This is a genomic window from Maribacter litoralis (genome assembly GCF_902506355.1).
Lineage (GTDB): Bacteria > Bacteroidota > Bacteroidia > Flavobacteriales > Flavobacteriaceae > Maribacter > Maribacter litoralis.
Genome location: NZ_LR733271.1, coordinates 121,998 through 148,366, shown reverse-complemented (window position 1 = coordinate 148,366; position 26,369 = coordinate 121,998). Strand labels below are relative to the sequence as shown.

The following is a 26,369-nucleotide window of genomic DNA, read 5'->3' as shown; positions in this document are numbered from 1 at the left end:
ACGTCAAAAAAAACTGTAGTTATCGATATTGAAAATATGGATTCGTCCCTCTCAACAAATCAAAAAACCTATATTAAAATAGCCCAAAATTTTTTGATGCAACTGAGCGGACAATTCCCCATTACAGAGGACACACAACCCATAAAGTTGCGCAAAGCCTCAGATTTTTCGGATATTTTAAATATTCATGTAAATCACTTGAATAGGTCCGTCAAGTTGTATACTGGAAAAACGACTACCCAAAATATAAATGAACGTTTTATTCAGGAAGCAAGGGCATTGCTCAAAAGAAATGACTGGTCAATTACTACCATAGCTACAGTCTTAGGATTTAGGGAAGTAAATCATTTTAGCACCTTTTTTAAAAAACATGTAGGACATACGCCAACAGATTTCAGAAAATTGAAAATTAAAAAATGATAATATCTCGTTTACTATTTATTATTTTCTTGGTATCCGGATGGTGTAGTGCCCAAGGGTACGAGAATAAAGCGGACAACATATTGATTGTCTATTTATCAAGAACAAACAATACTAAGGTTTTGGCCGAAATGATCCATGAAAATGTGGGCGGTAATCTGGTGGCACTGGAATTAAAAAATCCTTATCCGCAAAACTACAAGTCGATTGTGGCACAAGTGGCAGAAGAAAATCGTACCGGGTTTCTTCCGCCCCTAAAAACACAGATAAATATGGACAAGTATGATACCGTTTTTTTAGGCTTCCCCACATGGGGAATGCAACTGCCTCCACCAATTAAAAGCTTTTTGACCCGGCACGACCTTAAGGATAAAACGGTCATTCCTTTTAACACCAATGCTGGGTACGGTATTGGCAGTAGCTTTAGAACGGTGGAAAGCCTTTGCTCCGATTGCAACATTTTAGAAGGGTTTTCGGTAACCGGGGGTATTGAGAGAGATGGAATTTACTTGGCCATAAAAGGGAACCGTAAAGTAGAAGTGAAGGAATTACTTGTGGAATGGCTTGAAAAGCTTAAACCACTGACTATCAAAAACTAAAAACAATTAGGATTTTGACAAAGTAGGTTAAAACTGTTTGAATTTCGTAGGCAACACCTAATATATAATCTTTATTTTTAAGTAAATTTTTTAAAAATGGCAATATTCAACTTAAATATCAACGGATCGGAACACAGCGTAGATGTTGATTCAAATACTCCAATGCTATGGGTATTAAGAGACCATATTAAATTGGTAGGTACTAAATATGGTTGCGGTATCGCTCAATGTGGTGCCTGTACGGTGCATTTAGGTGACAATGCGGTACGTTCTTGCCAATTACCTGTTTCGGCTGTCGGCGAGCAAAAAATTACGACCATTGAAGGACTGTCGGAACATGGTGAACATCCTGTACAAAAAGCTTGGCTAGAAATTGATGTACCCCAATGCGGATATTGCCAGGCAGGGCAGATAATGTCGGCCTCGGCCTTGTTGAAAAGGAATCCCAATCCGTCGGACGAAGAAATTGAAAGCGCTATGAACGGGAATATCTGTAGGTGTGGTACATACACTCGTATCAAGAAAGCAATAAAAACAGCCGCTAGTTCGGAAAACGTTTAATCAAAAAAATTAGGAGATGACAAAGCTAAAGACGCATATGGGACGTAGGGCCTTTATCAAGAATACAAGTTTGGCAAGTGGCGGATTGGTACTTGGCTTTAGTATTTTAAACTCCTGCAAACCTGAGCAGGCAAAAGAGATGGTTGTCAGGGAAATGCCCAAAGAATGGTTCGAAATGAATTCGTATCTGAAAATAGGTGATAACGGGGTTGTAACCATTTATACGCCCAATCCGGAATTCGGTCAGAATATCAGGACATCTATGCCCATGTTGGTAGCAGAAGAGTTAGATGTAGATTGGAAAAATGTACTGGTTGAACAGGCGCCCTATCATGCAGACAAATATGGATTTCAATTTACGGGGGGCAGTAGGGGAATAAGTGCCCGATGGGAGCCGCTTAGAATGGCCGGAGCAACCGCAAGGCAGATGTTGATAGCGGCGGCGGCAGAAACTTGGCAGGTACCCAAGGAAGAGATTACCGCAGAAGCAGGAGTATTACAACATGCAGCCACCAAAAAATCGGCCGGTTACGGAGAAATGGCTTCAGTTGCAGCAACACTTACCGTACCCGAAGAAGTACAACTAAAAGAGGTAAAGGATTTTAAACTGATCAGCCGTTCGCAAAAAAATGTAGATGCAAAAAGCATTGTAACCGGTAGGCCTCTATTTGGCATGGATATTCAAGAGGAAGGAATGTTGATCGCCATGATCGAACATCCACCAGCTTTTGGTTTGACCTTAAAATCAGTGGATGGTGAAGCAGCCAAAGCCATGCCTGGAATCAAGGATGTGGTTACGATCAAGAGTTTTAAGGACGGATATGAAAAAGGCGGTTTCGACACCAACGCTTTTCCTGAATTGGTTGCGATAGTGGGCAACTCTACTTGGGAGGTGATGCAAGCTAAAAAGAAATTAAAAGTTGAATGGCAACCCATTACCGCCTATTCGGAAACAATCGCTGGGTTTGGTGGAAAACAAACGATTAACATACCCGCAGGACTGGAATCTACCACGACCCATAAATCACAAATGGAAGCACTTGCTGCAAAACCGGGAAAAGTTGTCCGAAAAGATGGAAATCCAGAAGTAGCCTTCGAAAATGCAACAACGATTTTGGAAAGAAGTTACTCGGCGCCTTTTCTTGCTCATAATAACATGGAGCCCTTGAATGCTTTTGCCCATCTAGCAGGCGATAAGGCGAAAATTGCAGCACCAATACAGATTCCGCCTTTGATCATCCCTACCATTGCTAGTAGTCTGGGAATACCGAAAGAGAATATTGAGATGGACCTTCCAAGGATGGGCGGTGGTTTTGGACGCAAGGCCTATGCCCACTTTGTAGTGGAAGCGGCCCTGATTTCACAAAAAGTCAATGCACCTATCAAGTTAGTATATAGCCGTGAAGACGATATGACCAATGGTATTTATCGCCCAACTTATCACGCAACCTATCGCGCGGCTTTTGATGAAAACAATAATTTAACGGCATTACATGTAAAGGCTGGAGGAGTGCCGGAGAGTCCATTGTTCGCCAATCGTTTTCCGGCAGGGGCCATTGATAATTATATGGCAGAAGAGTGGACCATTGATTCCAACATTTCCATAGGAGCCTTTAGAGCTCCACGATCTAATTTTATGGCCGGTGCCGAACAAGCGTTCTTGGATGAAGTTGCTGAAACTACGGGCAAGGACGCCATTCAATTTCGCTTGGACCTGCTAAAACGCGCCAAGGAAAATCCTGTAGGCGAACGGAATGATTATGATGCTGATAGGTACGCCGGAGTCTTGGAATTGGTTCGTGAAAAATCGGCTTGGAAAGAAAATGATGCAACGAAACATCGAGGAGTGTCGGCCTATTTTTGCCATAACTCCTATGCGGCGCATGTACTGGATTTAAAGATGGAGAACGGTAAACCTGTAGTTGAAAAAGTAGTTTGTGCCATTGATTGTGGAGTGGTGGTAAATCCTGATGCAGCAACAAACATGGCCGAGGGAGCCATTACCGATGGTGTAGGCAATGCCTTTTATGGGGAATTGACCTTTGAGGGTGGGGTGCCACAGAAAAACAATTTCCACCAATACCAAATGATCCGTATGAAAGAGGCACCGAAAGAAATCGATGTACATTTTGTGCAGAATGAAATCGACCCAACGGGTATGGGAGAACCTCCGTTTCCCCCTGTTTTTGGAGCGGTGGCCAATGCACTTTACAAAGCCACGGGGCAAAGGCATTATCAGCAACCTTTTAACAAGAGTCGGGAAATTGTTGGATAGATTTTATAAAAAAATATGCTCTTTTATTATTTTGAATTACTCAAATTATATCTTTACGCCATCAGAAAGTAAGTCAATTTACTTTAAGTTCATTTAAAACACCGTCAACAAATCGGTCAACAGTTTGTTTTTTAAAGATGTAACTAATTGATATAAGAACATTTATTGGGTAAGGTTCAAATCCTGTCATCCCGACTGAATAAGAAAATGAACTGTGAGAACAGTTCATTTTTTGTTTCCAAAAGCGTCATAAACATAGTTTATGAATGCGGTTGGGAACAAAAAATGAAAAGGCGATAGCCTTCATTTTGTTATTTGCAACGAGGGTTCATTAGGATTCTGTAAATCCTTTTTTGTTCTGCTTATGTAAGCGATTGGAATCAAAAAAGTGAGAAGGCGATAGCCTTCACTTTGTTGAATATTTGATGAAAGCTGTAGGAAGCAGAAAATGAGAAGACTACGCCCTAATATTTATCATATTTTTTATAGAAATAGACTATTATTTTGCACTTTGCAGAAAACCACCATTTATAAAGTGGTTTTTTAAATCAATATAAGCATGTGGACTTCAATATTTATTGGTATTTACGTAATTGTTGCTTTGTCGATTGTGCTGTCCATTTTACTTTACGGAGCTAAGCCATCTAAAAGTTTGGCATGGCTCTTAGCAATCTTTGCGTTACCCGTGGGAGGTATTTTTCTTTATCTACTATTGGGTAGAAATAGAAGAAAATACAAGCTTATTCAACAAGAGAAAGATTTGTTCAATAATCAACCTAAACCTAGTTTAGAACACATCGATGTGTTTGACGGTAAATATAAAAAGCTAATTACATTAAACTATGAAAACGCTCAATTTCCACCAACTACCGGTAACGAACTGCACATATTAAAAGATGGTAAAACAACCTTTGAAACCATTTTTAAAGCATTGGAAAGTGCAAAGCAACGTATTCATATTCAGTATTATATTTTTGAAGAAGGCGATTTGGCGAACAGGTTGTTAGATTTATTTGAGAAGAAAATTGCCCAAGGGGTAGTGGTTAGGTTAATATATGATGGTATTGGCAGTTTCTCTTTGAGCAAAAAATACCTAAAGAAACTTATAGAAATCGGTGTAGAAGTATATTCTTTTTTACCATTTAAATTCGGCAGGTATTTTTACTCATTGAATTTTAGAAATCACCGAAAAATAATCGTCGTAGATGGTGAAGTTGCATTTACCGGTGGTATCAACGTTTCCGATAAATATTTAAAAGGTCAAGTAGGTTTAGGTAAATGGCATGATATGCATTTAAGACTTGTTGGTCCAGCAGCAGCTCAATTAGATCAAGTATTTATGACAGATTGGTATTTGGTAAGTACAAAATTACTAGAAGCTATCGAACAACCCAAGAGTTACGCAAAACAACCTGTCTCCAATGAGCTGGTACAAATTGTAGCTGGTGGACCAGATGATGATTTCCCGGCATTGGAGCAAACCTATTTTACTATTATCAACACCGCAAAGAACTATATTTATATTACAAACCCTTATATTATTCCAGGGCAAGCGTTGATAAGGGCATTACAAACGGCTGCATTAAGTGGAGTAGATGTAAGGTTACTTGTTTCTGAAAAAGCTGATAACAAAGTGGTTAGTTGGTCGGTTCATTCTTATTTTGAAATGTTTTTGAAAGCGGGAATTAAAATATACTTATTTCCTGACGGATTTTTACATAGTAAAATTATGGTAAGTGACGATACCGTATCCTCAATTGGTACGGCAAATTTAGATGACCGAAGCTTTGAGCAAAATTATGAGGTAAATGCAATTATGTATCACAAACAAATTGCCAAACAATTGAAAGAAGATTTTCTAAACGACTGTAAAATAAGTAATGAATTGGTGTATAACGATTTTGTAAAAAGACCATGGAGCAAAAAGCTTAAAGAAGGCGTGGGCAGAGTGCTTAGTCCGTTGTTTTAATAATATCCTTTTATTCAATTTGAGAAGTAAACACCAGATCTTGATCCTCCATTGCCACAATAATTAATTGTACATAATCCTTAATCGCTTTTTCAATGTTATTCGGTTCGGTAATTTCAATAATACCTCGCCAGATCATAGCTCTTTCTTTACCCTCGCAAATACAGTATAGTGTAGTCTCTGCATGGTAAACGGTAAATTTTTCATAGTAATCATCATCATAATAGATACCTTGATGTTCTAAGTAATCATCATTGAACCTTGATTGGTGGTCATCCCACCGTGATATTGATTTCATAAAACTTTCACGATTTTCAGAACCGGTAATTTTTGTTAATAGAATAGCATCAAAATCTTTGTCCAGTAAACTTTGTTCAACTGCATCTAGTTCTTTTTCGGTCTTGCGAGAATCGGTTAGCGATAAATCAAAAATATCAATGCTTCTCCATGCTTCTACATTTCTATCGGTAAATTCTTTTTGCAATTTTGTTTCAAAACGCTCTCTATTATTTTCATCTTGTGCCATACCTACAAGTAGTACTTTATTGGCATTGAACAAAACGATATCGGGGTTTTTCCAATTTTCTACTAAGCTAATGGATGAACAACCCATCAATATCAATGAGAATAGCAGGATCAACTTTTTCATAGGGCAGGTATATTTATTTTCTTATATATGTCGAAGATACTACATTGGCAATGTCGTAAATATGACGATAGTCAGTTTAAGAAAAGTACAATCTGACAAAAAAAGCCGATTATAAATATAGATTTATAGTTTCTGCTAATTTTGGAATTATACAGTTCCACCCTTTGGTATCTCTTATTTTTACCTTAAAAGCATCTAAAGCACCCGGTTCACCATGAATTAGAAAAACATTTTCCGGGGTATTTTTAATACCATCTATAAAATGAAGAAGTTCTTCTTGGTCTGCATGTGCAGAAAGGCTTTCAATAAAATGAATACTAGCTTTTACAGGGTAGTATTTGCCGAAGAGCTTAAGTTCATGCGTACCCTCTAACAATTGCCGACCACGTGTACCTTCCGCTTGGTAACCGACTAATAGAACCTTTGTTTTAGGTTCATCTATCAACTGTTTTAAATAGGTGAGTACGCGGCCGCCAGTAACCATGCCGCTACCTGCAATTACAATTTTAGGTCTAGGGTCGTCTATAGTTTTCCAAGTATCTGCGTATGATGATGTAATGGTAAAGTGATTGCACATAGCTTTAAAATCATTTTGGTTAAGCTTATGCCAATCTGTAAATTGCCCAAATACATCTAGAACATTACTGCCCATTGGGCTATCTATAAAAATGGGTATGTTGGGTATTTTATTCTTTTTATATAAATCCCAAAACAAAAACATGAGTAGTTGTAATCTTTCAACGGCGAAAGAAGGTATAATCAACGTACCACGTTCATTAATGGTTTTTTGAACCAGATCACTTAAAATTTCAGTAATGTTTTCTTTAGGATGTAGTTTGTTGCCATATGTACTTTCTAAAAATAAATAGTCTGCCCATTCGGGTCTTTCTGGAGGCATTAATAACTCATCGTTCAATCTGCCTACATCGCCAGAGAAAACGAACATTTTTTCGAAAATCTCCAATTCAATAAAAGTGGAACCAATGATATGACCGTTATATCTATATTTAAAGCGAATGTTTTCTGATAGCTGAATCCATTCATCTCTTTTTCTTCCAGAGAATAATCTAATGGTTTTTTCAGCTTCTATGATATTATAAAAGGGAAGCGCTTTAGGGTGTTTAGAAAAGCCTTCTTCATTTGCCTTTTTAGCTTGTTCTTCTTGTATTTTGGCACTATCAAGCAAAATAACGCGAGCAACGGCTAAAGTAGGGAGGGTGCCTATGATATCTCCTTTAAAACCTTCTTTTACCAATCGTGGTAAGTACCCAGTATGGTCTAGGTGACCATGTGTTAGCAATACCACATCTATTTTACTAGCGTCTATAGATAAAGGCTCCCAATTTTTTTTACGTAACTCTTTAAGACCTTGAAACATGCCACAATCTATGATGATATTAAGTTCAGGAGTTTCTAGATAAAATTTAGAACCTGTAACCGTACCAGAAGCGCCTAAAAATTTTATACGTACTTTTTTCATGTTATTGAGTTTTGCAAAGTTGTGAGATTTCGTCTAAAATTTTGGATTTTCGTTCGGTAGAAATACCAAGGTGATCCAGGTAAAATTTGTCTTTTACAAGTTGTCTACACAGTACCACATTTCTGCTTAATAGAAATTGTTTTTCTCGTTTAGATAACAAGCTAGAAACCGTAATAGGGTAGAGTCCAAGCCTATCAATTCTGTCTTTTAGTCCGTCGTCTTTTGGAAAATCCCAACTTAAAAGATAGAGGTCTGCACATTTTCCGTAGGTTAAGGCATCCTCAGTGAATCTGGTATTTGTAACTACCCAACCTTCATTCAATGGTTTGTTATTTTTATTTGTTATCCAGTGTACTTTTACATCATTATATCTGGAGTGTATGTAAAGCGGAATTTTAACGTTGCAATTACGTCCTTCTTCATTATGAAATTTACATTCTATAAGAGTTGCCGAACCATTTTTTTCTGCAATAACATCAATTTCATGGGTAACGCAGGCACCGTTTAATATGATGTCTACGTCAACTTCATAACCTGAATATTGCAATATAGCGGCTATAAAACGTTCAAAAGGAAAACCAGTTGGTCCAAATTCATAGATTGCCTTTTTTAGTTTGTATTTAGAGGCGAATACCGACTTGTTTTGTTTAAGTAACGAATACGCTCTATTATAGATTTCATTAGACGTAATGCCTTCAAAAAGTTCATCATATACCTTGCTGACAATTTCTTCTATCAGTTCATGGTTTGCACCACTGTGCTTAAGAGAGTTACGAAGTTTGTCTAATGAGAACTTCATTTTCTGTCCTGAAGATTTGATAATGTCAATAGATTCTTTAGTATCCATATTACTTTTTTAAATTAACATTAAGCGGTGGTACCTCTAGTAATTGTAATGTAGTAGAAGCTAGAGTTACTTTACCATTTGTATTAGAAATCGCTTTTTCAAAATATTGAAATAGCGTGTGTTTTGTATTTCTTCTTCTTTTATAATCTGTTATATACCTTAAATTTAATTGTACCCAATTATCGGTAAGGTTCATGGCTATCGTTGGTTCGATCGTTGCATCTTCTATATAATAATGAGCGACCATTTGTTGCCATTTAGCTTTCGATTTTTCTGTATAATCAGATAAAAATTCATTGGCGGTATTCAGCATAATGGTTTTGGCAAGTTCAGTATCAGAACCATAAGTGATGAGAATGTTCAATTCGTCCCAAACGAAAGGAAAATCCATTGAATAATTCTTTATCGGACCTTTAAAAACAAATGCATTACTGATTTTTACAATTCTACCGGAATAGTTGTCACTGCTAACCCATTCTCCCATTTCCATAATAGTGGTGTAAATACTGTCTATGTCAATAACATCACCTTTTATATTATTGATTTCAATACGGTCGCCAGGTTTATACACGCGAACAAAAAATATATAGAAAGAGCCTGCAATACTAAGTATCAATTCTTGCAGGGTAAAAGTGATACCAGCGGTAAATAAGCCGATAATTATGGTGTAATCTTTAATGCTATCAACAGTAAATGCCATTAGAACTAAGAAAATAATAAGTACGTAACCTATAATTTCAACACCTTTTTGCGCCTTGTACCTTATAGAAATATCTTCTATTCTTTTTTTAAGAGATTTTCTGATAAAACCGATAATAAAAACTATAAAGAGAATCCACGCAATTAACTTGATTATTTTAATTAGGGTAGGGTTCTCTAATAAGCTAGAAATTGTATCCATATGAATTGTTTAAAAAAACCGCCAATGAAGCGAATTCTTTGACGGTTTAACCTTAGACATCAACCAACCAAGGATGTCTAAAATATGTTATGATAATTTTATGTGTAGGTACGTATCAATTCTAAAATATCTTAATGTAATGCTAGTATGGGAACATCACTATCATAACCAATCTCTTTAATTAATGGTCTAGAGAAAACATTTCCAAAAAAGAAGTGTTTACGGTTTATGAAAGACACCATATCGCTTTCTCTACTTTCAACAAAGCTCTGTATACCTTTACCTAGATTTTTTTCTGTAAGTGTGTGAAATTGGTGTGTGGTTTCACTTAATATTAAAGATAACAATTGCTTGTTGCTTTGTTGAGTTTTAGTAAGTTCTTTATTCTTTTCTAAATGTAAAATGGCAATTTCAGCATGATGCATATTAGCCAATTCTATAAGGTATCTAAATTCTGATCTTTTATATACATCTTTATAATCTGTAGGAAAAACAATTTCTTTAGGAGACATAAATGATACGTGCTCAGGTATTGCAAGCACAGGGCATTCCCTAATTTTTTCCATTGCCATTACAGTATTACTACCAAATAACACACCTTTAGATCCGGTAGCCCCTTTTGTTCCCATAGCCACCAAATCAATGTCTTTTTCACTTATAATTTTCTTTATTGCTTCTGATAGAAAATTAGATGTAGATTCGGTATAATAATTATGCTTTAGGTTTTCTGGGGGTAAGGACAAGGTATCTAATAGCTTCACAAAGTTTTTTTCAGAATCCTCTTTTGCTTGCTCATATACAGCGCTCCCTTCTTCTGGTATATTTAAGCTATTGGTAGTGTACTTTTCAAAACTGAAAACATTTAAAAAATAAAAGTCACAGTTTAATTTGGCGTACAAATCAACAGTATATCTAATTGCGTTTAAAGCATTTTTAGAAAAATCGGTAGGTATTAAAATACGCTTGTTCATTGTTAAATGATTTAGATTGTTCTATAAATATATTGTCCATTTAACTCAATCACTATGATAAATATCAGTCTTGTACAGGTAGAATCAGAAACGGAATAGTGGCATAGATACTTAAATCCATAATTACGGGCTCATGTAAAAAACGTTCAAAGAATTTTCTTCTATGATACGCCATTGCCAACATGTTGATTTCTCTTTCAGCTATAAAATCTTGAATGACATTCGCTTTATCGGCATAGTTCCAAATTTCATCATAACTATGCGGCGTTTGCCCTAAACATTTATCTAATAGTTTTTGATTGGATACCTGTTTAGAAGTCATTAATTCCTCTTCATTAATATGCAGAACTGCAACTGAAGCATCTGAAATTGACGCAATATTTAACAGCATAGAAATAGAATTTTTAGTACATCCTTTTTTATAATCGGTAACAAAAGCGATTTCTTCAATAGGTTTAAAGGCAATCTCTCTAGGTATGGCCAGAATGGGACATGTAGTAATAGTATTGGCAATTTGAATGGTATTGCTGCCCATAAATAATTCTTTGGCGCCCGTTTTACCTTTGTTACCCATAACTACCAAATCAATATCATGAGTATCTATCGTTTTGGATATTACACTGGCAAGACTACCATTACTAGAAATGGTATTGAATTTGTGTATTTCATTACCGGTGTCAAGTACAATTTTATGTGCTGTTTTCGTCAAGTTTTCTTGAGATTGGTTTTGTAAATGCTCCATCTCTTTCTTACCTGTAAATAGCGCGTTTTTTGCACTCAAAATTATATCATCATAGGCATGAACTATATGAAATGTGCATGCTGTTGACGCAAAAATCTGGGTAGCATAAAAAAGCGCGTTATAGGCTTCATTAGAAAAATCTGTTGCTACAAGTATGTTTTTGGTTTTCATAGTTATTATTGTGGAATTACTAAAAATGGCACTGTTACATGAAAGCCTATTTTCTTGATTACGGGCTCAATAAATAAACGTTCTAAAAAGGTATGCTTGTTTTGTACCATGACTAATAAGTTTATTTTTTGCTTTATCTGAAATTCATTTATAGCCGCAATAATCTCATTACATTTAACTTCATGGAAAAAACCGCTTTCAGATAATACTTTGCTCAATTGTTTTTTATTATTTTCCTGGGTAGGAGTAAGAACGTCGCCAGTATCTACATGCATTACATTTACCTGCGATACGTGAGAATTGGTGATCTTTAGTAATTGTGCCAAACTTTTTTTATTTAATGACACTTCAAAATCATTTGGGAAAAGTATTTGCGTAGGTGCTTCATATTCAAATTTTGAAGGAATGACCAAAACTGGACATTTAGAATTTTTGATGACATGAACCGTATTGGTGCCCAATAATATTTCTTTAGCACCAGTAGCGCCCTGGGTACCCATAACAACGATATCAATATCTTCAGCCTCTACCGTTCTGCTTACCTCGCTAGAAAGAACATTTAGTGCAGAATGGGTAATAAATGTATGTAAAGGATTATCAAATTCTTTTAATAATTTCTCTTTAAGGTTTTTAAGATTGTCTTGCGAATTCTGCTGTACAATATCTCCAAGACCAATTTGCGCCGGACTACCCATTAAATACTCCGTGTGGTATACCGGCGGCATGTAACTGTTCAATAGAAAAAATGTGCATTTAAGATCTTTGTATAGTGTAAGAGCATAGCGTATAGCGGTCAATGCGTTTTCAGAAAAATCTGTAGGTAGTAAAATACGTGTCATAATACTATAATTTAATATAATAAAGGTACCTTCATTAGGTAGATTATAGTATGATATTCGTCAGTATTGAAAAGTATTTAATTGGTTATTATATAGTATAAAACTAGTGTGTAATGAGAAAGCTTTTTAAAAAGACCATTGCCTCGGAAAATCCCACATTGGTGTATTTTTATGCATCTTGGTGTGTGCCCTGTAAACTTATGAGACCAACAGTGGAGAAAATAGTAGAAGAAGGGTCAACAGCGATCAATAGTCTTGAATTAGATGTAGAGGAAGAAAAGGCAATCGTAAAAAAATATAAAATTAAGGGCGTACCTACCTTGGTATTATTTAAGAACGGTTTACCCTTGTGGAGGCATACAGGTGTTATGCCCATTGAAGATATTAGATTGGCAATAAATGAACATCGTTAAAGTTTTTCTGCTATAAAACCTTCTCTGTTACTCATGTATAACCAGAAATGGCACTTTGGTATGGTAACTAATTTTTTCAACTGTTGGTCTAAATAGAATTCGTTCTAGAAAATTAATATTTTTGGCGACCATTATCAACATATCCAAATTTCTACTTTCTGTAAAACATTGAACGGACTCATCTATATGCTTGCCGGTAACTTCATGAAAAGTACATTCCGTTTCTTTATAATAGTCAAGTAATAAGTTTTTGATTTTTAGTTGATTGACATTTAGTTCTTCTCCTCTGCTAGACACATACAACAATCTTAATGCAGATTTTTTCAAGAGAATGATATCTTTAATGGTGTCTAGTATTCTTACATCATAGAATAAATTTAAATCAGACGGAAAGCCAATTTCTTCAATTTTCTCATAGGTAGCATCTTCTGGTACGGCCATTAGTGTACAGGGCACTTTGGTTATAACATTACCTGTATTACTACCTACAGAAACAGATTTTAGACCAGAAGCTCCTTTTGTACCCATTATGATAAGGTCAATATTCTTTTTTTTAACGAACTCTTTAAGCTGATCTGTGAAAAAGCCATAAATAGCTTTAAAGTGAAATTCGTGCTTAACGTTTAATGGTAGCAGTTCAATTTTTTTACTGAGAGCCTTAAGTTTTTCTTTACTTTCTGCCAGTATCGTTTTTTCTAAAATATCTGGAGATACGTACATAGCAGCTTCTCCGCTGGCATTGGTGTTAATAGAATTTATGTGTACAATATGAAATGTACAGTGTGTCTTTTTAAAGAAAGAAATTCCGTAAACTAATGCATTCCAGGCATTGTCAGAGAAATCTGTAGGTATTAAGATATTTTTCATTGTAATGGATTAGATATTAGAAAAGATGCGATACTATTGGGGTAGGAACAGGACGGGTATTTTTGAATGAAAAGCTATCTTTTTTACAACAGCCTCACCAATAACTTTCTCCCAAAAAGTATGCTGATGTCTTAGAATGCTTAAGAAGCTTGACTCTTTGTCTTTGGCATACAAGTCAATACTCTTAGAAGTATTGATTTCAAAAGGTATGTTCTTAAATTCAATATCAAACCCAGATAACCGTTCCTTTAAAACTTCTTTATGGGCATCTTGGTGGTCGTTCAAATAAAAATCTACGGCTACATAAACTACTTCAATACTGGCATTCCAAATTTTGCTAAGTTCAATAATGGGGTCAAATAGGTTTTTCTTGTAAGAATCACTAAAATCGGTGGCGAAAAGTATGGACTTCAAACTTTGAAAATTATACCCAGTAGGTACTGCAATAATGGGAATATTTTTTATTTGGTTCAATACTTTTACCGTATTACTGCCTAAGAATATTTCTTTGGCACCTGTAGCCCCTTGGGTACCCATAATCAATAAATCTATATCATTTTTGAAGATAACTGATGCTACGGAATCTTCAAGGTTTCCCGGTTTTGATATTGTGGTAAATTGATGCTTTGGATTATTATGATGTGCTTTAAGGTAAGTATTGGTTTCATTTAACTCTTGTGCTGAATATTTTGAAAGCGAATCATAGATTACACCAAGTCTTTGCTGGCTTTTAGAACCCATTAAATTTAGTGGAGTAGGCTCATAAGCATGTAGTAGGTAAAAATGACAATTTACTTCTGCATATATTTTTAATGCCGTAAAAACAGCGTTCCATGCATTATCCGAGAAATCTGTTGTAATCAATATCTTTTTCATAGCAATAGAAGTTTAGTTAACGAGAAAGGTTTTGCATGACCAAAAATGGTATGGTAGACGAAAGACCGATTTCATCAATAGTGGATTTATAAAGCATATCTTCAAGAAAGGAGTGTCTTGAATTTACCATAACCAAAAGGTCCATATTATAATCGGCAATGTATTTTGAGATGGCTTTAGCCCTATTTTCTACACCTATGGTTACAAATGATAACCTGGCGTGTGGTAGAGATTCTTCCAAGAACTTCTTATTGTCCAACTGCCTATGGCTCAAATCAACAAAATCAGAAATATACAGGCTATGAACTTCAGCCTTAAACTCTCCCGCTAAAATATCCAGCAACTTCAATTCTCTTCGTTTGTACGGTATCATGTAGTTACTGGGAAAAAGTATTTTCTTAGCTTGGCTATAATCATATTGGTCAGGGACTGCCAATACAGGGCATTTTACATATTTGAAAACTTGTACGGTGTTGCTGCCAAAAGTTATTTTAGAGCTGGCGGTGTTACCTTTGGTTCCCATTATTATAAGATCTATATTTTTTAGATCGGCAAAGTTGTTCAAGGCATCTACCAAAGATTCAAAAGCGGGTACTGCTTCATATTTATGTAAAGGGTTATGCGTTTTAGTTTGGGTTTCGGTCACAAGCTTGTTCAGTTTGTTCTCAGAATCATCAGCAATAATCTTCTTCTGCTCTTCAAAAGTTTCTGGATCTACTTTATGATATGGTCCGTAAACTTCATCGGCATATGCATGTAAAAAGTAAAAATTTGCGCGTTCGCATTTAAATATGTTCAACGCATACGAGATGGCGTGATCGGCATTGTTAGAGAAGTCAGTGGGTATGAGAATATTTTTCATGGCTTATCTTTTATTGATGATTTAAAAGTAAAGGAGTGCATAAAAAAATCCTATGATAAATATCATGAGCTAAACCTGAAATGCAAGTAATTTAATAGAAGAAAAACTAGATCCTGTCGATTGCTGATATTCGTCATAGAATATTATTGTTCAACAATTTACATTTATAAAAGAATGGTGATTCTACAATAAAAAAATATGTAAAGATGAACAGATTAAAAGGTAAAGTAGTAGTAATAACAGGAGGTACGGGTGGCATTGGTATGGCATCGGCAAATCTATTCTTGGCACAAGGTGCGAAAGTGGTTTTGGTAGATAATAATGAAGAGGCCATAATTGAAGCACGTACAAATCTCAACAATAATAATGTATCTTACTATAGAGCTGATGTTTCTAAGAAGGAAGATACTATACGGTTTTTAAACCATGCTTTAGAGACTTTTGGTAAAATCGATATTTTCTTTGCCAATGCAGGTATAGAAGGCACTTCAAGCCCAATTTCAGAATATCAGGAAGAAGTGTTTGACAAGGTAGTTGCGGTAAACTTTAAAGGTGTTTGGTTGGGCTGTCAATATATTGTCCCAAAAATGGAAGAGGGCGGTAGCGTTATAATTACATCATCTGTCGCAGGTTTAAAAGGATTTGCAGGTTTGGGCGCATATGTAGCTACGAAGCATGCCGTAGTAGGTATAATGCGAGTTGCGGCTGCAGAAAATGCATCTAGAAATATAAGGGTCAATACTATTCATCCAGGTCCTGTGGATAATGAAATGATGCGAAGAATTGAAAGTGATATGTCTCCTGATAGTCCCACTGCTGTTAAAGATGGTTTTACGGCTACAGTACCTTTTGGTCGATATGCCACCTCAATAGAAGTAGCTGAACTTGCTTTGTTTCTGGCATCAGATGAGAGTAAATATATTACGGGTTGCACACATCTTATTGATGGAGGAATGATACATGCCTAGGTTTTGGTAAATCTTAATTTTTTATAAACTTGATAGTATAAATGATCACATTTAAACTGTCAAGTTTTATTTTTGAAAGCAGTACCTTAGAATTAAAATATAGCATTTATGACCATTCATAATTTAGGAGACCAAAATTCAGTTCTCAATCAGTTTATTTCGGAAATACGCGATGTACAGATTCAAAAAGACCCTATGCGATTTCGTAGAAATATAGAGCGTATAGGAGAGGTACTCGGTTATGAGTTCAGTAAAGAGTTGCTATATAGTTCTAAAAATATAGAAACTCCGCTTGGAAATAAATCTATGTACTTAAGCCAAGATCAGGTAGTTATATGTTCTATTTTAAGAGCAGGTTTACCATTGCATCAAGGGCTTTTAAATTATTTTGATGCGGCTGAAAACGCGTTTATATCTGCCTACCGTAAACATGAAAACGACGAAAATGATTTTGAAGTCGTGGTCGACTATTTTGCGGCACCTTCTCTAGAAGGCAAAGTATTGGTGTTAACAGACCCTATGTTAGCTACAGGTAGAACTTTGGAAAATGTGTTAAAGGGTTTAAAAGACCATGGCACACCCAAACAAATTCATATTGTTTCTGTTATTGGCTCGCAACAGGGTATTGACTTTGTACAAAGCGTTTTCCCGGCTCAGACTCATTTATGGATTGCGGCAGTAGATCCAGAACTGAATGCTCGTGGTTATATTATACCAGGTATAGGCGATGCCGGTGATCTAGCATATGGCGAAAAACTATAATTATACTTTTTTCTTAGCGCGTTTTGCTGCTTTTACAAATTCGTACCAAAGAACGGAGATGGCACCTATTAGAATGGTCAAACCTAACTGAGATAGCGTTAGACTTTCAAATTCAAAAAAGTTGGCTAACACAGGTATATAAATTATCGCTAAGGAAAGAATAATCGTTAAACCTATAATTAGCGGAACCAAATTATTCTTGTATTTCAAGGTGGTGAAAATAGAATAATAGAAAGAACGATTGACCAAAGTCAAAAAGATATTGGCTACGATTAACACCATAAATACCATGGTACGTGTAGTGTTTTCAGAGAACCCAACAGCCACTGTATATTGATAAATTACTAATGCACCTATAGTTATTGCTAAACCCTGTATAACGCTAGTAGTTAGCTCTTTATAGTTGAAAAAAGTAGTTGAAAAAGGTCTGGGTTTCTTGATCATTAAATTCTTCTCCATAGGTTCGTTTTCAAAAATGATAGAACAGGTAGGTCCCATAATCAATTCTAAAATAATAACATGGGAGGGTGAGAATATATTCGGATAGATCCAACGTAACGCCAAGGGTATAAATACAGTAAGAATGATGGGTATGTGTATAGAGATGATATACTGAATTGCCTTTTTCAAGTTGGTGTATATTTTTCTACCCATGGCAACGGCATCTACCATTTTATATAGGTCATCATCAACCAAAATAAGGGATGCTGCTTGTTTGGCAATTTCGGTGCCTTTTTTACCCATTGCAATACCAATATGTGAAGCCTTTAAAGCCGGGCCATCATTTACGCCATCGCCCGTCATGGCAACCACCTCGTTGTTCTTTTTTAGTGCATTTACAATTCTCAATTTCGCATCGGGAAACATTCTAGAGAATACATTGATATCTTTTACTTTTTCTTGAAGTTCAGCATCGGTAAGTAGCATTAACTCATCACCAGAAATACATTTTTCATATCCTTTAAAATTAATCTGTTTGGCGATTGCCATAGCGGTATTAGCATTATCACCAGTAACCAGTTTCACTTGTATGCCAGCACTATCAAAGTCCTTCAGTACTTGTATAATATTGTCTTTTGGCGGATCGTAAAAAGCGATAATTCCCTTAAAGTCAAATTTAAAATCTTGTTGTTTTTTTGGGTAATTTTCTCCTTCAAATATTGCCATGCCCACGGCAAGCATTCTAAACCCATCTTTACCTAATTCGGTAAGTGTGTTTTGTATCATTTCAATTTCAGAAATAGTAAGATTGGCTACTGCTATAATAGCTTCAGGCGCACCTTTAGCGGCAATAATTTGGTTGCCCTCATCATCCTGGAAAACATGGGTCATCATTGGCGGTTTACCACCTAAGGGGTATTCATGAACCATTTTATAATTGGGGCGCTCATCGTTATCTGTTAAGGTACCATATGCATTATGTATGGCAATTTCCATAGGATCAAATGGTATTGGTTCACTTGCCCACATAGAAGTAGTTATAAGCTCTTTTTCATTATCGCCTAAAATATCTTTAGTGTTTACTATATTACCGGTTTTTAATGTGAACAGTTTGGCTAACGCCATTTTGTTTTGAGTGATAGTGCCGGTTTTATCAGTACATATAACAGTTGCACTACCTAAGGTTTCAACGGTCTTCATCTGTTTAACGACGATTCCCATTTTCATTAATCGCCACGCACCTAATGCCATGAAAGTGGTAAATGCTACAGGAATTTCTTCAGGTAAAATACTCATGGCTAAGGTCAATGCCTTTAGTAAACTGTCGAGTACAATACCAGAACGCAGGTAATTTATTCCCCAAACGAGTAAAAATACAACGCCGCCCAAGATGGACATTGATTTTACGAAGTTGAAAATCTTCAGTTCCAAAGGTGTTTTTTCTTGGTTGATGTTTTCAAGGCTTTTGCCTATTTCCCCCAGTTTAGTTAAGTTACCAATTGCTGTAATTTGAGCAATTGCCAATCCGCTAGCAACGGTACTTCCTGTAAAAATTAAATTATCTGTACTTGTGGCGTCCTTATAAACAGATAGTGATTCACCGGTTAATATGGATTCATTTACAGAAAAATCATTTGAGTGAACTATAACGCCATCCGCAGAAATGGTAGTACCTTCTTCAACCATAAGAAAATCACCAACCACAATATCTTGGCTATCAATTTCTACAACGGCACCATTACGTATGACCTTGCTTTTTGGGTGGGTAAGGTTTTCGAGATTTTCTAAAGCCTTTCTACTTCTAGAATCTTGATATAGCGATATGGAGCCAACAAGAATAATGGCAGAAGCCAAAAAAACGCCATCACCATAATTACCGGTTATGAAATATATAGATGAAGCTATGAGTAACAATATGACCATGGGCTCTTTAGCAATGCTTTTTAGGGCATTTAAAAAGCTATTTTCTTTCTTGTAATTAAAAGAATTTACGCCGTGTTTTTCTTTAGAAGCATCAACCTGTTGGTCTGTGAGTCCGGTAATTCCAAAGTCGGTAGGGTTGGTCATATTATTGTTTTTCGGTACTAATTTGTAAAAGGCAAATCAAGTACTAAGGTATCTGAAATCTTTAGGGAAGTCACTGATATTTATCATATGATTTACGCCTATAAGATTGCAATTTTATAGTGTAATAATCTTAAAAGTAAACTATTATGGAAGCTACCATGAATGATATAAGAATAATAATGAAAGAAACGTATTCTAAACTGGTCTCTTATAAACGAAAAGAGAATAGAGAATCTTTCAATACAGAACTATTAAAGGTACTCCCTCAAATTTACAGATATGTGTCTAAAAGGTTGAATAGTGCCATTGCAAATGGAAAGTTAAATAAAGGTATGTTTAATCCGAGCGATTTTACAGATCAACTTTTTATAGAAGTGTATGATCATATCGATGATATAAAAAGTGAAAATGAATTGCATGTTTTTCTATTCAAAAAAGTAGATGAGTTATTAGAAGATAGTTTGGTAGAGGAGGAGTTTGACCATGTGTTTTTTGATAATATAGATACCTATTCCAAACCAGAATGGGATGCTATGGAAGAAAACTATACACAAGACGCTGACGGTGATTTTTTACTTTTAGATGAGATGGATGATAAATCCCTAGATAAAAGCAATTATTCTCTTAACCACGTCTTTATAACGGAAGAAGAAAAGCAACTGGCGGATAAGCTAGATGCTACATTAGATAAAGAACGTAAATATAATCATGTTCAATTAATTTTGGATAAAATGAACCTGCCAATGAGAACGGTATTTGAACTCTTTACTAACGAGGGTTTAACTACAGAAGAAATAGCGTACATACGTAAAACAACCCAAGAACAGGTAGAAGAGTTATTAGCGTCTGCACGACAATTACTTAAGAATAGTTTTGAGAAGCGATTTCTTATAGATAGCAATTAATAATTAAAATACTCTCAACAATAGTTGAAAGTATTTTTTACTCGATAATCGAGATTTGAATGCTTCGTGGCTTGCCTCGAAATCAAACGTAAATTTCCTTTTAATGCAACGCGGGCTTGCACCTAGGTAATTTACTATGAAGGTATTCTAGTCGGTATTCCTTAATTTTCCAGCTAGTTCATTGATTTTTATACGGAAGACAATAGACGATTCTTCAGTGTCTATTTTTGCAGAAAACTCACTTATACATTTAGGGTTTTTACCGTAATTCTCTGATATTAATTCTTTAACGCCCTCAGAGAATTCATGTAGCATATGCTTGGCGTCAATACGCGAAAGTTCTTCAAAAGTGCCTTGAACCAACACAGATTTCCAATTAGAAATAGAGGTAATATTATCTATAGATAAACACACAGATGGGTTTTTTCTCATTTCTTGAATCTTATGACCTTCAGAAGAATAGCTTATTAGGGTGTTGGTATCTGCATCATAGAAATAGGTGATAGGTACAATATGTGGGCATCCACCAGAAATATAGGCCAGTCTACCAATGTAGTTTTGCTTTAGTAATGCTGCACATTCCTTTTCATCTAAATTTCTTCTCATGACCTTATTGTTGTTTGTTGATACGATAAAAGTATAAATCATTGAATTAGTGGTACATGATATTCGTCAGTTGTTGAAAAGCTATAGTGAACTACGAATTCTAGTTCATACCCAACGAATACTAAAAGGCACCCATTTTACGAGTAGTTCGCAGTTAGATTTGACTTTAAATAGTAATAATCTAAAACTACGATCATGAAACCACTTTACACCTTTTTACTTTGCATTACCTGTTTTATAGGTTTTTCCCAAGACGGGGATAGTCCTTATTTACTGGTCGCTTCCGAGAATGCCAATATACATTTAAAATCTTCAATTACAGAAGTCAACATAGCTGGCACCATTGCCCATGTGCGGGTTACACAAGTCTATCAAAATAAGGGTGCAGAGGCAATTGAAGCCAAATATGTGTTTCCGCTTTCTACACAAGCAGCGGTTCATAAAATGCATATGATTGTTGATGAGCGACTTGTTGTTGCTAAAATATTTGAAAAGCAAGAGGCACAAAAGGTGTATGATTCCGCATTGGAAGAAGGCAAACGTGCTGCGAAATTGGACCAGGACAGACCCAATGTGTTTCAAATGAACGTTGGTAATATTATGCCCGGCGATGAAATTACGTTGGATATCTATTATACTGAAATTCTGGTACCTGTAAATGGCGAATATCAGTTTGTAGCACCAGCGGTTGTGGGACCCAGGTTTACAGGTGAAAATACGGATAACGAAGAAAGTTTCAATATGCCGTATACCGCTAAAGGAATAGCAGATACGTTTAATTATGATATTTCGGTGAGGTTAAATGCGGGAATGATCATACAGAATGTCAATAGTGCATCACACCACATAGCCGTTGATTATCCTGATGCAAAAACGGCTGAGATTATATTATCCGAAGGGAATAAAAATCCGTCGAACAGAGATTTCATCTTAAAATACAATTTAAGGGGCAATCAAATACAAACCGGACTTTTAATGTACGAGGGTAATGATGAAAATTTCTTTGCATTTCAAATGGAACCAAATAGTAATGTGGTATTGGATGATATTCCGGCACGGGAGTATTTGTTCATCGTAGATGTATCGGGCTCTATGAACGGTTATCCATTAGAGGTGTCAAGAATATTGATGCGTAATCTTCTATGCGGATTGCGAATGAGCGATACATTTAACGTTCAGTTATTTGCATCGAGTTCAACCATTTTTAGTCCCACCCCTGTAGAAATTAACGAACAGAATATTGAAGCCGCTATACGGTTCTTATCCGAAGGTCAAGGCGGTGGAGGCACACAATTGTTAAGCGCCCTAAAAACAGCATATAAGTCACCTAGAAAAGACATGAGCGTAGCAAGGTCTATGGTGGTCATTACCGATGGTTATGTAAGTGTTGAAAAAGAAGCCTTTGAACTTATACGTAACAATCTAGACCAAGCCAGTGTCTTCACCTTCGGCATTGGTTCTAGTGTCAATAGGTATTTAATAGAAGGTATGGCAAAGGTTTCCAATAGCGAATCGTTCATTGCCACCACGTCTGAAGAAGCTGCAGAAGAGGCCAAAGACTTTGCAAATTATATAGCAACGCCATTATTGACACGAGTGAAGATTGAATCCAAAGGTTTTGATATGTATGACCTTGCCCAAAAGAGTATACCCGATGTTTTCGCGGCAAGATCAGTTGTTGTGCATGGAAAATATAGGGGCAAGGCAGAGGGTAAAATTATAATAACCGGTTACCAAGGCAAGAAACGATTTAGACAAGTGTACAATGTGTCTGACGGACAATTAAGTAAGCAAAACAAAGCCTTGGGCTACTTGTGGGCAAGAAAAAAAATAGCGGATTTAGACGATTACAACAACTTGTTCAACGAAGATGTAAAAGCTGAGGTGGTTGCACTAGGACTCAAATACAACCTGCTTACCAATTACACCTCATTTGTTGCCGTTGATGAAGCCATAGTCAATAAAGACGGTACGCTTAAGAAAGTGAAGCAACCATTGCCAATGCCAAATAATGTAAATAATTCAGCCGTAGGTGCAGAAGCAGAGGTAAAGGAAAGTAGCAAATTTAAACGCACGTTTACTATAGATTTTGATAATGAAATAGAGAAGAATGTAAAAAGACAATTGACAATGGAGTTCAAAGTGATGTATACCAAACTAATAACCAATTACTTAAAAAAGTATGAAAGCTTGCGCATAAAATTCAATGTAGATGGAAAAGTGGTTCGTGTAGAAAAACTAGAAAATGGTATCTGGACGATAGATGAAACCATACAATTGGAATTGGAGAAAATCAGTTTAAAATCCGTTAAAAAGGAAATTACATTAACGCTAAATAAGTAGGCAGTATCAGTTTTCAGTAAGCAGTTTTTTAAATTTTGTTGCGAGGCATGAAGTAATCCGTATCAAGTTGGTAGCGATTGCTTCGTGCCTATCTATATTATCTAATCTTTAATTTTTCCGAGGTCTGTTTTTCTTTATAAAAGTCCTAGTGAAAACTAGATATAAACTGATTACATACGCACTGTTCAACGAATTCTAGATGAGGTACTACGAATACTAGAAGACCACCAAAAACACGCGATATCTCTAGTAATTTAGAGGTATAGAAACAAAAACAACTAAAATAAAAATCATGAAAAAATTAATTCTATTAGCTTTCATTTGTAGCGTTGGTGTTGCTAAAGCACAAGAGTTTCAATTAACAGATAAATACAATGTTACCCATCAAAGAAGTATTGGTCAAGAAGAGGAAGATACTTGGGCTTTAGATGTTATAGCTTCAGAGAATCCCGGTAAAAGTTTAGCCACATTAGCTATTGCAGATTTTGGTTTATTAGATGAAATGCGCATCTCGGTTTTAGAGAAGTCAGGTCTTGAAGAGGTAACCGAAGTATTAAAGATTACTATTGAATACAATACCTGTTGTGCAAGCACAGAAGAGTTCTATTATTTGGTGACTAATGATGATTTTATCGGCTTGCCAAGTGTAAAAAACGAGTATGCCTACGAGCCTATTTCAGACATACACTACATATTTCCAAACCAGTCATTTGGTCAGGAAGGAACCATTTTAAGAGCAGCATTACAATACACAGAAACATATACGATCAAAGACATAAAAGTACTTAGAAGTATTGCTTGGAACGATGATGACTTTGATACAGAAGACGCTTTAACAGCAATTAATTATTAATAACCCTTAAAATTTAAAAACATGAAAAATGTAAAGAAAAGTGCCTTGTTCCTTTGCTTGTTTGCAATGGTGAACGTTTTCGCTCAAACAGAACAAGTTGAATTTGAAGTGATGGACAAAGAGATTCCCTCAGAAGAACTGACCTATGAGTATTTATTGGCTCACAAAGTATTTCTTCGCGAAAAGCCATCGGTACGCAGTAAAAAAGTAACGCTACTGGATATTGGAACCAAAATGGTACTGTGGGAAAAGAGCTTGTACGCCAAAGAAATAGATGGTATTAAAAGTCACTGGTACCGTGTAACAACGGGTGACCAAACTGGCTGGGTATGGGGCGGAATGATTGCTCAGAAATCCTTCGGGAGTATTGCAGACAACCAAGTGAAGTTTGTTTATGGTTATGAAAGTAGTGCCAAAAATGCATCTGGCGTTACGGAAACAACATACCAACTACGAGCCTTTAAAAACGGACAACAATTGGATAAAATGGTGTTAGATAGTTTGGCTGCGATTCCGGTTCATATTGAAAACCACGGTAGTTTAGGTCTGTTCAATGTAGAAGATGTGATTACAGTAGATTTAGCTGATAAAGACACAGGTTACCAAGTAGGTAAGAGCTACCTGTTTTGGAATAATGGTAGATTCAAGAAAGTGGCGGATTTAATAGATTATGCAGACACCAATTATTTAAAAACAGAGCATTTTGTTTTTCCGTCAGATATGCAAGGTGTTAAGAGTACTATTTTACTGAAAACGACCATAACAAAAAACATCAAAACACTTGATGATGCATTGGCTCAAAACAACGTAGAATTCATAACAACACCTTATGTGTGGAACGGTTCTAAACTGATTAAAAAGGAAGAAGCACGTGAAATTAGAGATGATGCAGTAGTGAGTACGAATTTTTAAAGAACAATTATGAGTAAGTATTTGATTTTAGTATTGGTTAGTGTGCTAATGCTTGGAAGTAAGAAGCCGTTTTCGCCACAGTCGGAAACGGCTCTTGCTTACCCTTTAGAAAAGGAAAGAATAGTGGAATCCATCGTTTTTATTGCTGGTTTTGATGAAGGTGATAACACCTATTATAGCAATGCAAAACGGTATTTTGAAAAACAAGGAATGCCAATTGTAGATAGCTTATATGCCATTGACGACATCATAGCCTATGTAAACAAAGCAGGAGAAAATCAAGTAAGTTATAAAGAAATACACATTGTAAGCCATAGTAATGCCTGGTTAGGTATGTCTTTGAAAACTACGGTAAATGGCGAGCGTATTACGGTAAAAAGTTTACAACGTGCAATGGCTACCAAAAACATTACATCTATTCGCGATGAATTTATGAGCGATACCAAGGTTATTTTTCACTCCTGTGGGTTAGGGGAAAACAAACAATTGTTAGAAGAATTGAAGACTGTCTTAGCGGCAGAACAAGTAATTGCTTCCCCTTATTTTAATGTGTTCGGCGGTAAGTATGCCGAACATTATTTGGCAAAACCCTACTACGGTTACTACCCAACGGCAGAGTCTAAAGGTCCGGCATACCTTGCTAAAGAGTTTGAGCAAACATATCCCAATGAAGCAATCGATTGGTTTACCGCTTTAAAGACCAGGCAAGAGACTTCTTTTGGAGAAGCGTATAGTTTTAAATTCAATATTCCGTTTGAATGGGAATTTACTTTTGATTCCGTTACCGATATACCTACATTAGAAGACAAAGAAGCTATTATGGATTGGATTTCGGAATCCCCTGAAATGGCAGAAATGATTTATAAATTAAAAATCCCGATAGAAAAATTCCGTTGGAGAAGTACTGTAAAAGGGAATAAATTGATAATAAAAGGAAAAACAACCGTACTGTGCGTATTGGCACCTATTTTGCAGTCCAACGATGTAAACGAGTACCAAAATGCCACGGTAGAAGACCCTTCACTTTATCAAATATTATAGAGATAAAGGCGTTAATCTAAAACTAAAAG

General features: G+C 35.9%; 25 protein-coding genes. 13 read left to right on the top strand and 12 right to left on the bottom strand.

Going from position 1 to position 26,369, the window contains the following annotated elements:
* Nucleotides 1–36: 36 nt before the first annotated feature.
* From EXIGUO8A_RS00690 to cls, 5 genes are all read left to right on the top strand, one after another.
* Nucleotides 37–420, top strand: a complete 384-nt coding sequence (locus EXIGUO8A_RS00690; RefSeq protein WP_159301548.1) for a helix-turn-helix domain-containing protein — start codon at nt 37–39, stop codon at nt 418–420.
* Nucleotides 417–1,019 carry a flavodoxin family protein gene (locus EXIGUO8A_RS00685; protein ID WP_159301547.1) on the top strand — a complete coding sequence of 201 codons (603 nt, stop codon included), beginning with the start codon at nt 417–419 and terminating at the stop codon, nt 1,017–1,019. Before EXIGUO8A_RS00690 ends, EXIGUO8A_RS00685 begins: the two co-directional genes overlap by 4 nt.
* Nucleotides 1,020–1,115: 96 nt before the next feature.
* Entirely contained in the window at nt 1,116–1,580 is a 465-nt protein-coding gene (locus EXIGUO8A_RS00680; protein WP_109655046.1) for a (2Fe-2S)-binding protein, read from the top strand.
* Nucleotides 1,581–1,596: 16 nt separating this feature from the next.
* Nucleotides 1,597–3,855, top strand: coding sequence for a xanthine dehydrogenase family protein molybdopterin-binding subunit (locus tag EXIGUO8A_RS00675; RefSeq protein ID WP_159301546.1), 2,259 nt, complete (start codon nt 1,597–1,599; stop codon nt 3,853–3,855).
* A 559-nt stretch (nt 3,856–4,414) separates the two neighbouring features.
* Nucleotides 4,415–5,824, top strand: a complete 1,410-nt coding sequence (gene cls / locus EXIGUO8A_RS00670; protein ID WP_159301545.1) for a cardiolipin synthase — start codon at nt 4,415–4,417, stop codon at nt 5,822–5,824.
* 10 nt (nt 5,825–5,834) lie between these two features.
* Here the strand turns inward: cls and EXIGUO8A_RS00665 are convergent, their stop codons facing one another.
* The 7 genes from EXIGUO8A_RS00665 to EXIGUO8A_RS00635 form a co-directional block, all read right to left on the bottom strand.
* Nucleotides 5,835–6,473: a hypothetical protein gene (locus EXIGUO8A_RS00665; RefSeq protein WP_159301544.1), complete on the bottom strand. Its 639-nt coding sequence runs from the start codon at nt 6,471–6,473 to the stop codon at nt 5,835–5,837.
* Between the two features lie 109 nt (nt 6,474–6,582).
* Nucleotides 6,583–7,953 carry an MBL fold metallo-hydrolase RNA specificity domain-containing protein gene (locus EXIGUO8A_RS00660; protein WP_159301543.1) on the bottom strand — a complete coding sequence of 457 codons (1,371 nt, stop codon included), beginning with the start codon at nt 7,951–7,953 and terminating at the stop codon, nt 6,583–6,585.
* 1 nt (nt 7,954) lies between these two features.
* The gene (locus tag EXIGUO8A_RS00655) at nt 7,955–8,800 is read right to left on the bottom strand and encodes an ATP cone domain-containing protein (protein WP_159301542.1); all 846 of its coding nucleotides are present in this window, start codon (nt 8,798–8,800) and stop codon (nt 7,955–7,957) included.
* A gap of 1 nt (nt 8,801) precedes the next feature.
* Entirely contained in the window at nt 8,802–9,701 is a 900-nt protein-coding gene (locus EXIGUO8A_RS00650; protein WP_159301541.1) for a mechanosensitive ion channel family protein, read from the bottom strand.
* A 131-nt stretch (nt 9,702–9,832) separates the two neighbouring features.
* Nucleotides 9,833–10,672 carry a universal stress protein gene (locus tag EXIGUO8A_RS00645; protein ID WP_159301540.1) on the bottom strand — a complete coding sequence of 280 codons (840 nt, stop codon included), beginning with the start codon at nt 10,670–10,672 and terminating at the stop codon, nt 9,833–9,835.
* A 64-nt stretch (nt 10,673–10,736) separates the two neighbouring features.
* Nucleotides 10,737–11,585: a universal stress protein gene (locus EXIGUO8A_RS00640; RefSeq protein ID WP_159301539.1), complete on the bottom strand. Its 849-nt coding sequence runs from the start codon at nt 11,583–11,585 to the stop codon at nt 10,737–10,739.
* A 5-nt stretch (nt 11,586–11,590) separates the two neighbouring features.
* Nucleotides 11,591–12,424 (bottom strand): universal stress protein, encoded by an 834-nt coding sequence (locus EXIGUO8A_RS00635; protein ID WP_159301538.1) that lies wholly within the window; start codon nt 12,422–12,424, stop codon nt 11,591–11,593.
* A gap of 113 nt (nt 12,425–12,537) precedes the next feature.
* Between EXIGUO8A_RS00635 and EXIGUO8A_RS00630 the strand changes: the two genes are divergently transcribed.
* On the top strand, nt 12,538–12,837 hold the full coding sequence (locus EXIGUO8A_RS00630) for a thioredoxin family protein (RefSeq protein ID WP_159301537.1): 300 nt from the start codon (nt 12,538–12,540) through the stop codon (nt 12,835–12,837).
* A 27-nt stretch (nt 12,838–12,864) separates the two neighbouring features.
* Here EXIGUO8A_RS00630 and EXIGUO8A_RS00625 read toward each other — a convergent pair whose 3' ends face one another.
* The 3 genes from EXIGUO8A_RS00625 to EXIGUO8A_RS00615 are packed head-to-tail and all read right to left on the bottom strand — an operon-like array spanning nt 12,865 to nt 15,442.
* Nucleotides 12,865–13,704 (bottom strand): universal stress protein, encoded by an 840-nt coding sequence (locus EXIGUO8A_RS00625; RefSeq protein WP_159301536.1) that lies wholly within the window; start codon nt 13,702–13,704, stop codon nt 12,865–12,867.
* A 33-nt stretch (nt 13,705–13,737) separates the two neighbouring features.
* The gene (locus tag EXIGUO8A_RS00620) at nt 13,738–14,580 is read right to left on the bottom strand and encodes a universal stress protein (RefSeq protein ID WP_159301535.1); all 843 of its coding nucleotides are present in this window, start codon (nt 14,578–14,580) and stop codon (nt 13,738–13,740) included.
* Nucleotides 14,581–14,596: 16 nt separating this feature from the next.
* Nucleotides 14,597–15,442: a universal stress protein gene (locus EXIGUO8A_RS00615; protein ID WP_159301534.1), complete on the bottom strand. Its 846-nt coding sequence runs from the start codon at nt 15,440–15,442 to the stop codon at nt 14,597–14,599.
* A gap of 206 nt (nt 15,443–15,648) precedes the next feature.
* Here EXIGUO8A_RS00615 and EXIGUO8A_RS00610 point away from each other — a divergent pair, with 206 nt between their 5' ends.
* Together EXIGUO8A_RS00610 and upp are read left to right on the top strand one after the other, a co-directional pair.
* A complete protein-coding gene (locus EXIGUO8A_RS00610; protein ID WP_159301533.1) occupies nt 15,649–16,410 on the top strand; it encodes an SDR family NAD(P)-dependent oxidoreductase in 762 nt (253 codons plus the stop codon).
* A gap of 108 nt (nt 16,411–16,518) precedes the next feature.
* On the top strand, nt 16,519–17,172 hold the full coding sequence (upp, locus tag EXIGUO8A_RS00605; protein WP_159301532.1) for a uracil phosphoribosyltransferase: 654 nt from the start codon (nt 16,519–16,521) through the stop codon (nt 17,170–17,172).
* On the opposite strand, the gene EXIGUO8A_RS00600 is transcribed toward upp, so the two are convergent.
* Nucleotides 17,173–19,680, bottom strand: coding sequence for a cation-translocating P-type ATPase (locus EXIGUO8A_RS00600; RefSeq protein ID WP_159301531.1), 2,508 nt, complete (start codon nt 19,678–19,680; stop codon nt 17,173–17,175).
* Between the two features lie 146 nt (nt 19,681–19,826).
* On the opposite strand from EXIGUO8A_RS00600, the gene EXIGUO8A_RS00595 reads away from it, so the two are divergent.
* Complete coding sequence (locus EXIGUO8A_RS00595) at nt 19,827–20,585, top strand: sigma-70 RNA polymerase sigma factor region 4 domain-containing protein (protein WP_159301530.1); 759 nt, start codon at nt 19,827–19,829, stop codon at nt 20,583–20,585.
* Between the two features lie 147 nt (nt 20,586–20,732).
* Here EXIGUO8A_RS00595 and EXIGUO8A_RS00590 read toward each other — a convergent pair whose 3' ends face one another.
* The gene (locus EXIGUO8A_RS00590; RefSeq protein ID WP_159301529.1) at nt 20,733–21,191 is read right to left on the bottom strand and encodes a pyridoxamine 5'-phosphate oxidase family protein; all 459 of its coding nucleotides are present in this window, start codon (nt 21,189–21,191) and stop codon (nt 20,733–20,735) included.
* Nucleotides 21,192–21,386: 195 nt separating this feature from the next.
* Between EXIGUO8A_RS00590 and EXIGUO8A_RS00585 the strand changes: the two genes are divergently transcribed.
* The 4 genes from EXIGUO8A_RS00585 (at nt 21,387) to EXIGUO8A_RS00570 (ending at nt 26,340) form a co-directional block, all read left to right on the top strand.
* Nucleotides 21,387–23,534: a VIT and vWA domain-containing protein gene (locus EXIGUO8A_RS00585; protein WP_159301528.1), complete on the top strand. Its 2,148-nt coding sequence runs from the start codon at nt 21,387–21,389 to the stop codon at nt 23,532–23,534.
* 292 nt (nt 23,535–23,826) lie between these two features.
* On the top strand, nt 23,827–24,387 hold the full coding sequence (locus EXIGUO8A_RS00580) for a hypothetical protein (RefSeq protein ID WP_159301527.1): 561 nt from the start codon (nt 23,827–23,829) through the stop codon (nt 24,385–24,387).
* A gap of 21 nt (nt 24,388–24,408) precedes the next feature.
* Complete coding sequence (locus EXIGUO8A_RS00575) at nt 24,409–25,299, top strand: SH3 domain-containing protein (RefSeq protein ID WP_159301526.1); 891 nt, start codon at nt 24,409–24,411, stop codon at nt 25,297–25,299.
* 9 nt (nt 25,300–25,308) lie between these two features.
* Nucleotides 25,309–26,340: a hypothetical protein gene (locus EXIGUO8A_RS00570; RefSeq protein ID WP_159301525.1), complete on the top strand. Its 1,032-nt coding sequence runs from the start codon at nt 25,309–25,311 to the stop codon at nt 26,338–26,340.
* The last annotated feature ends 29 nt before the right edge of the window (nt 26,341–26,369 follow it).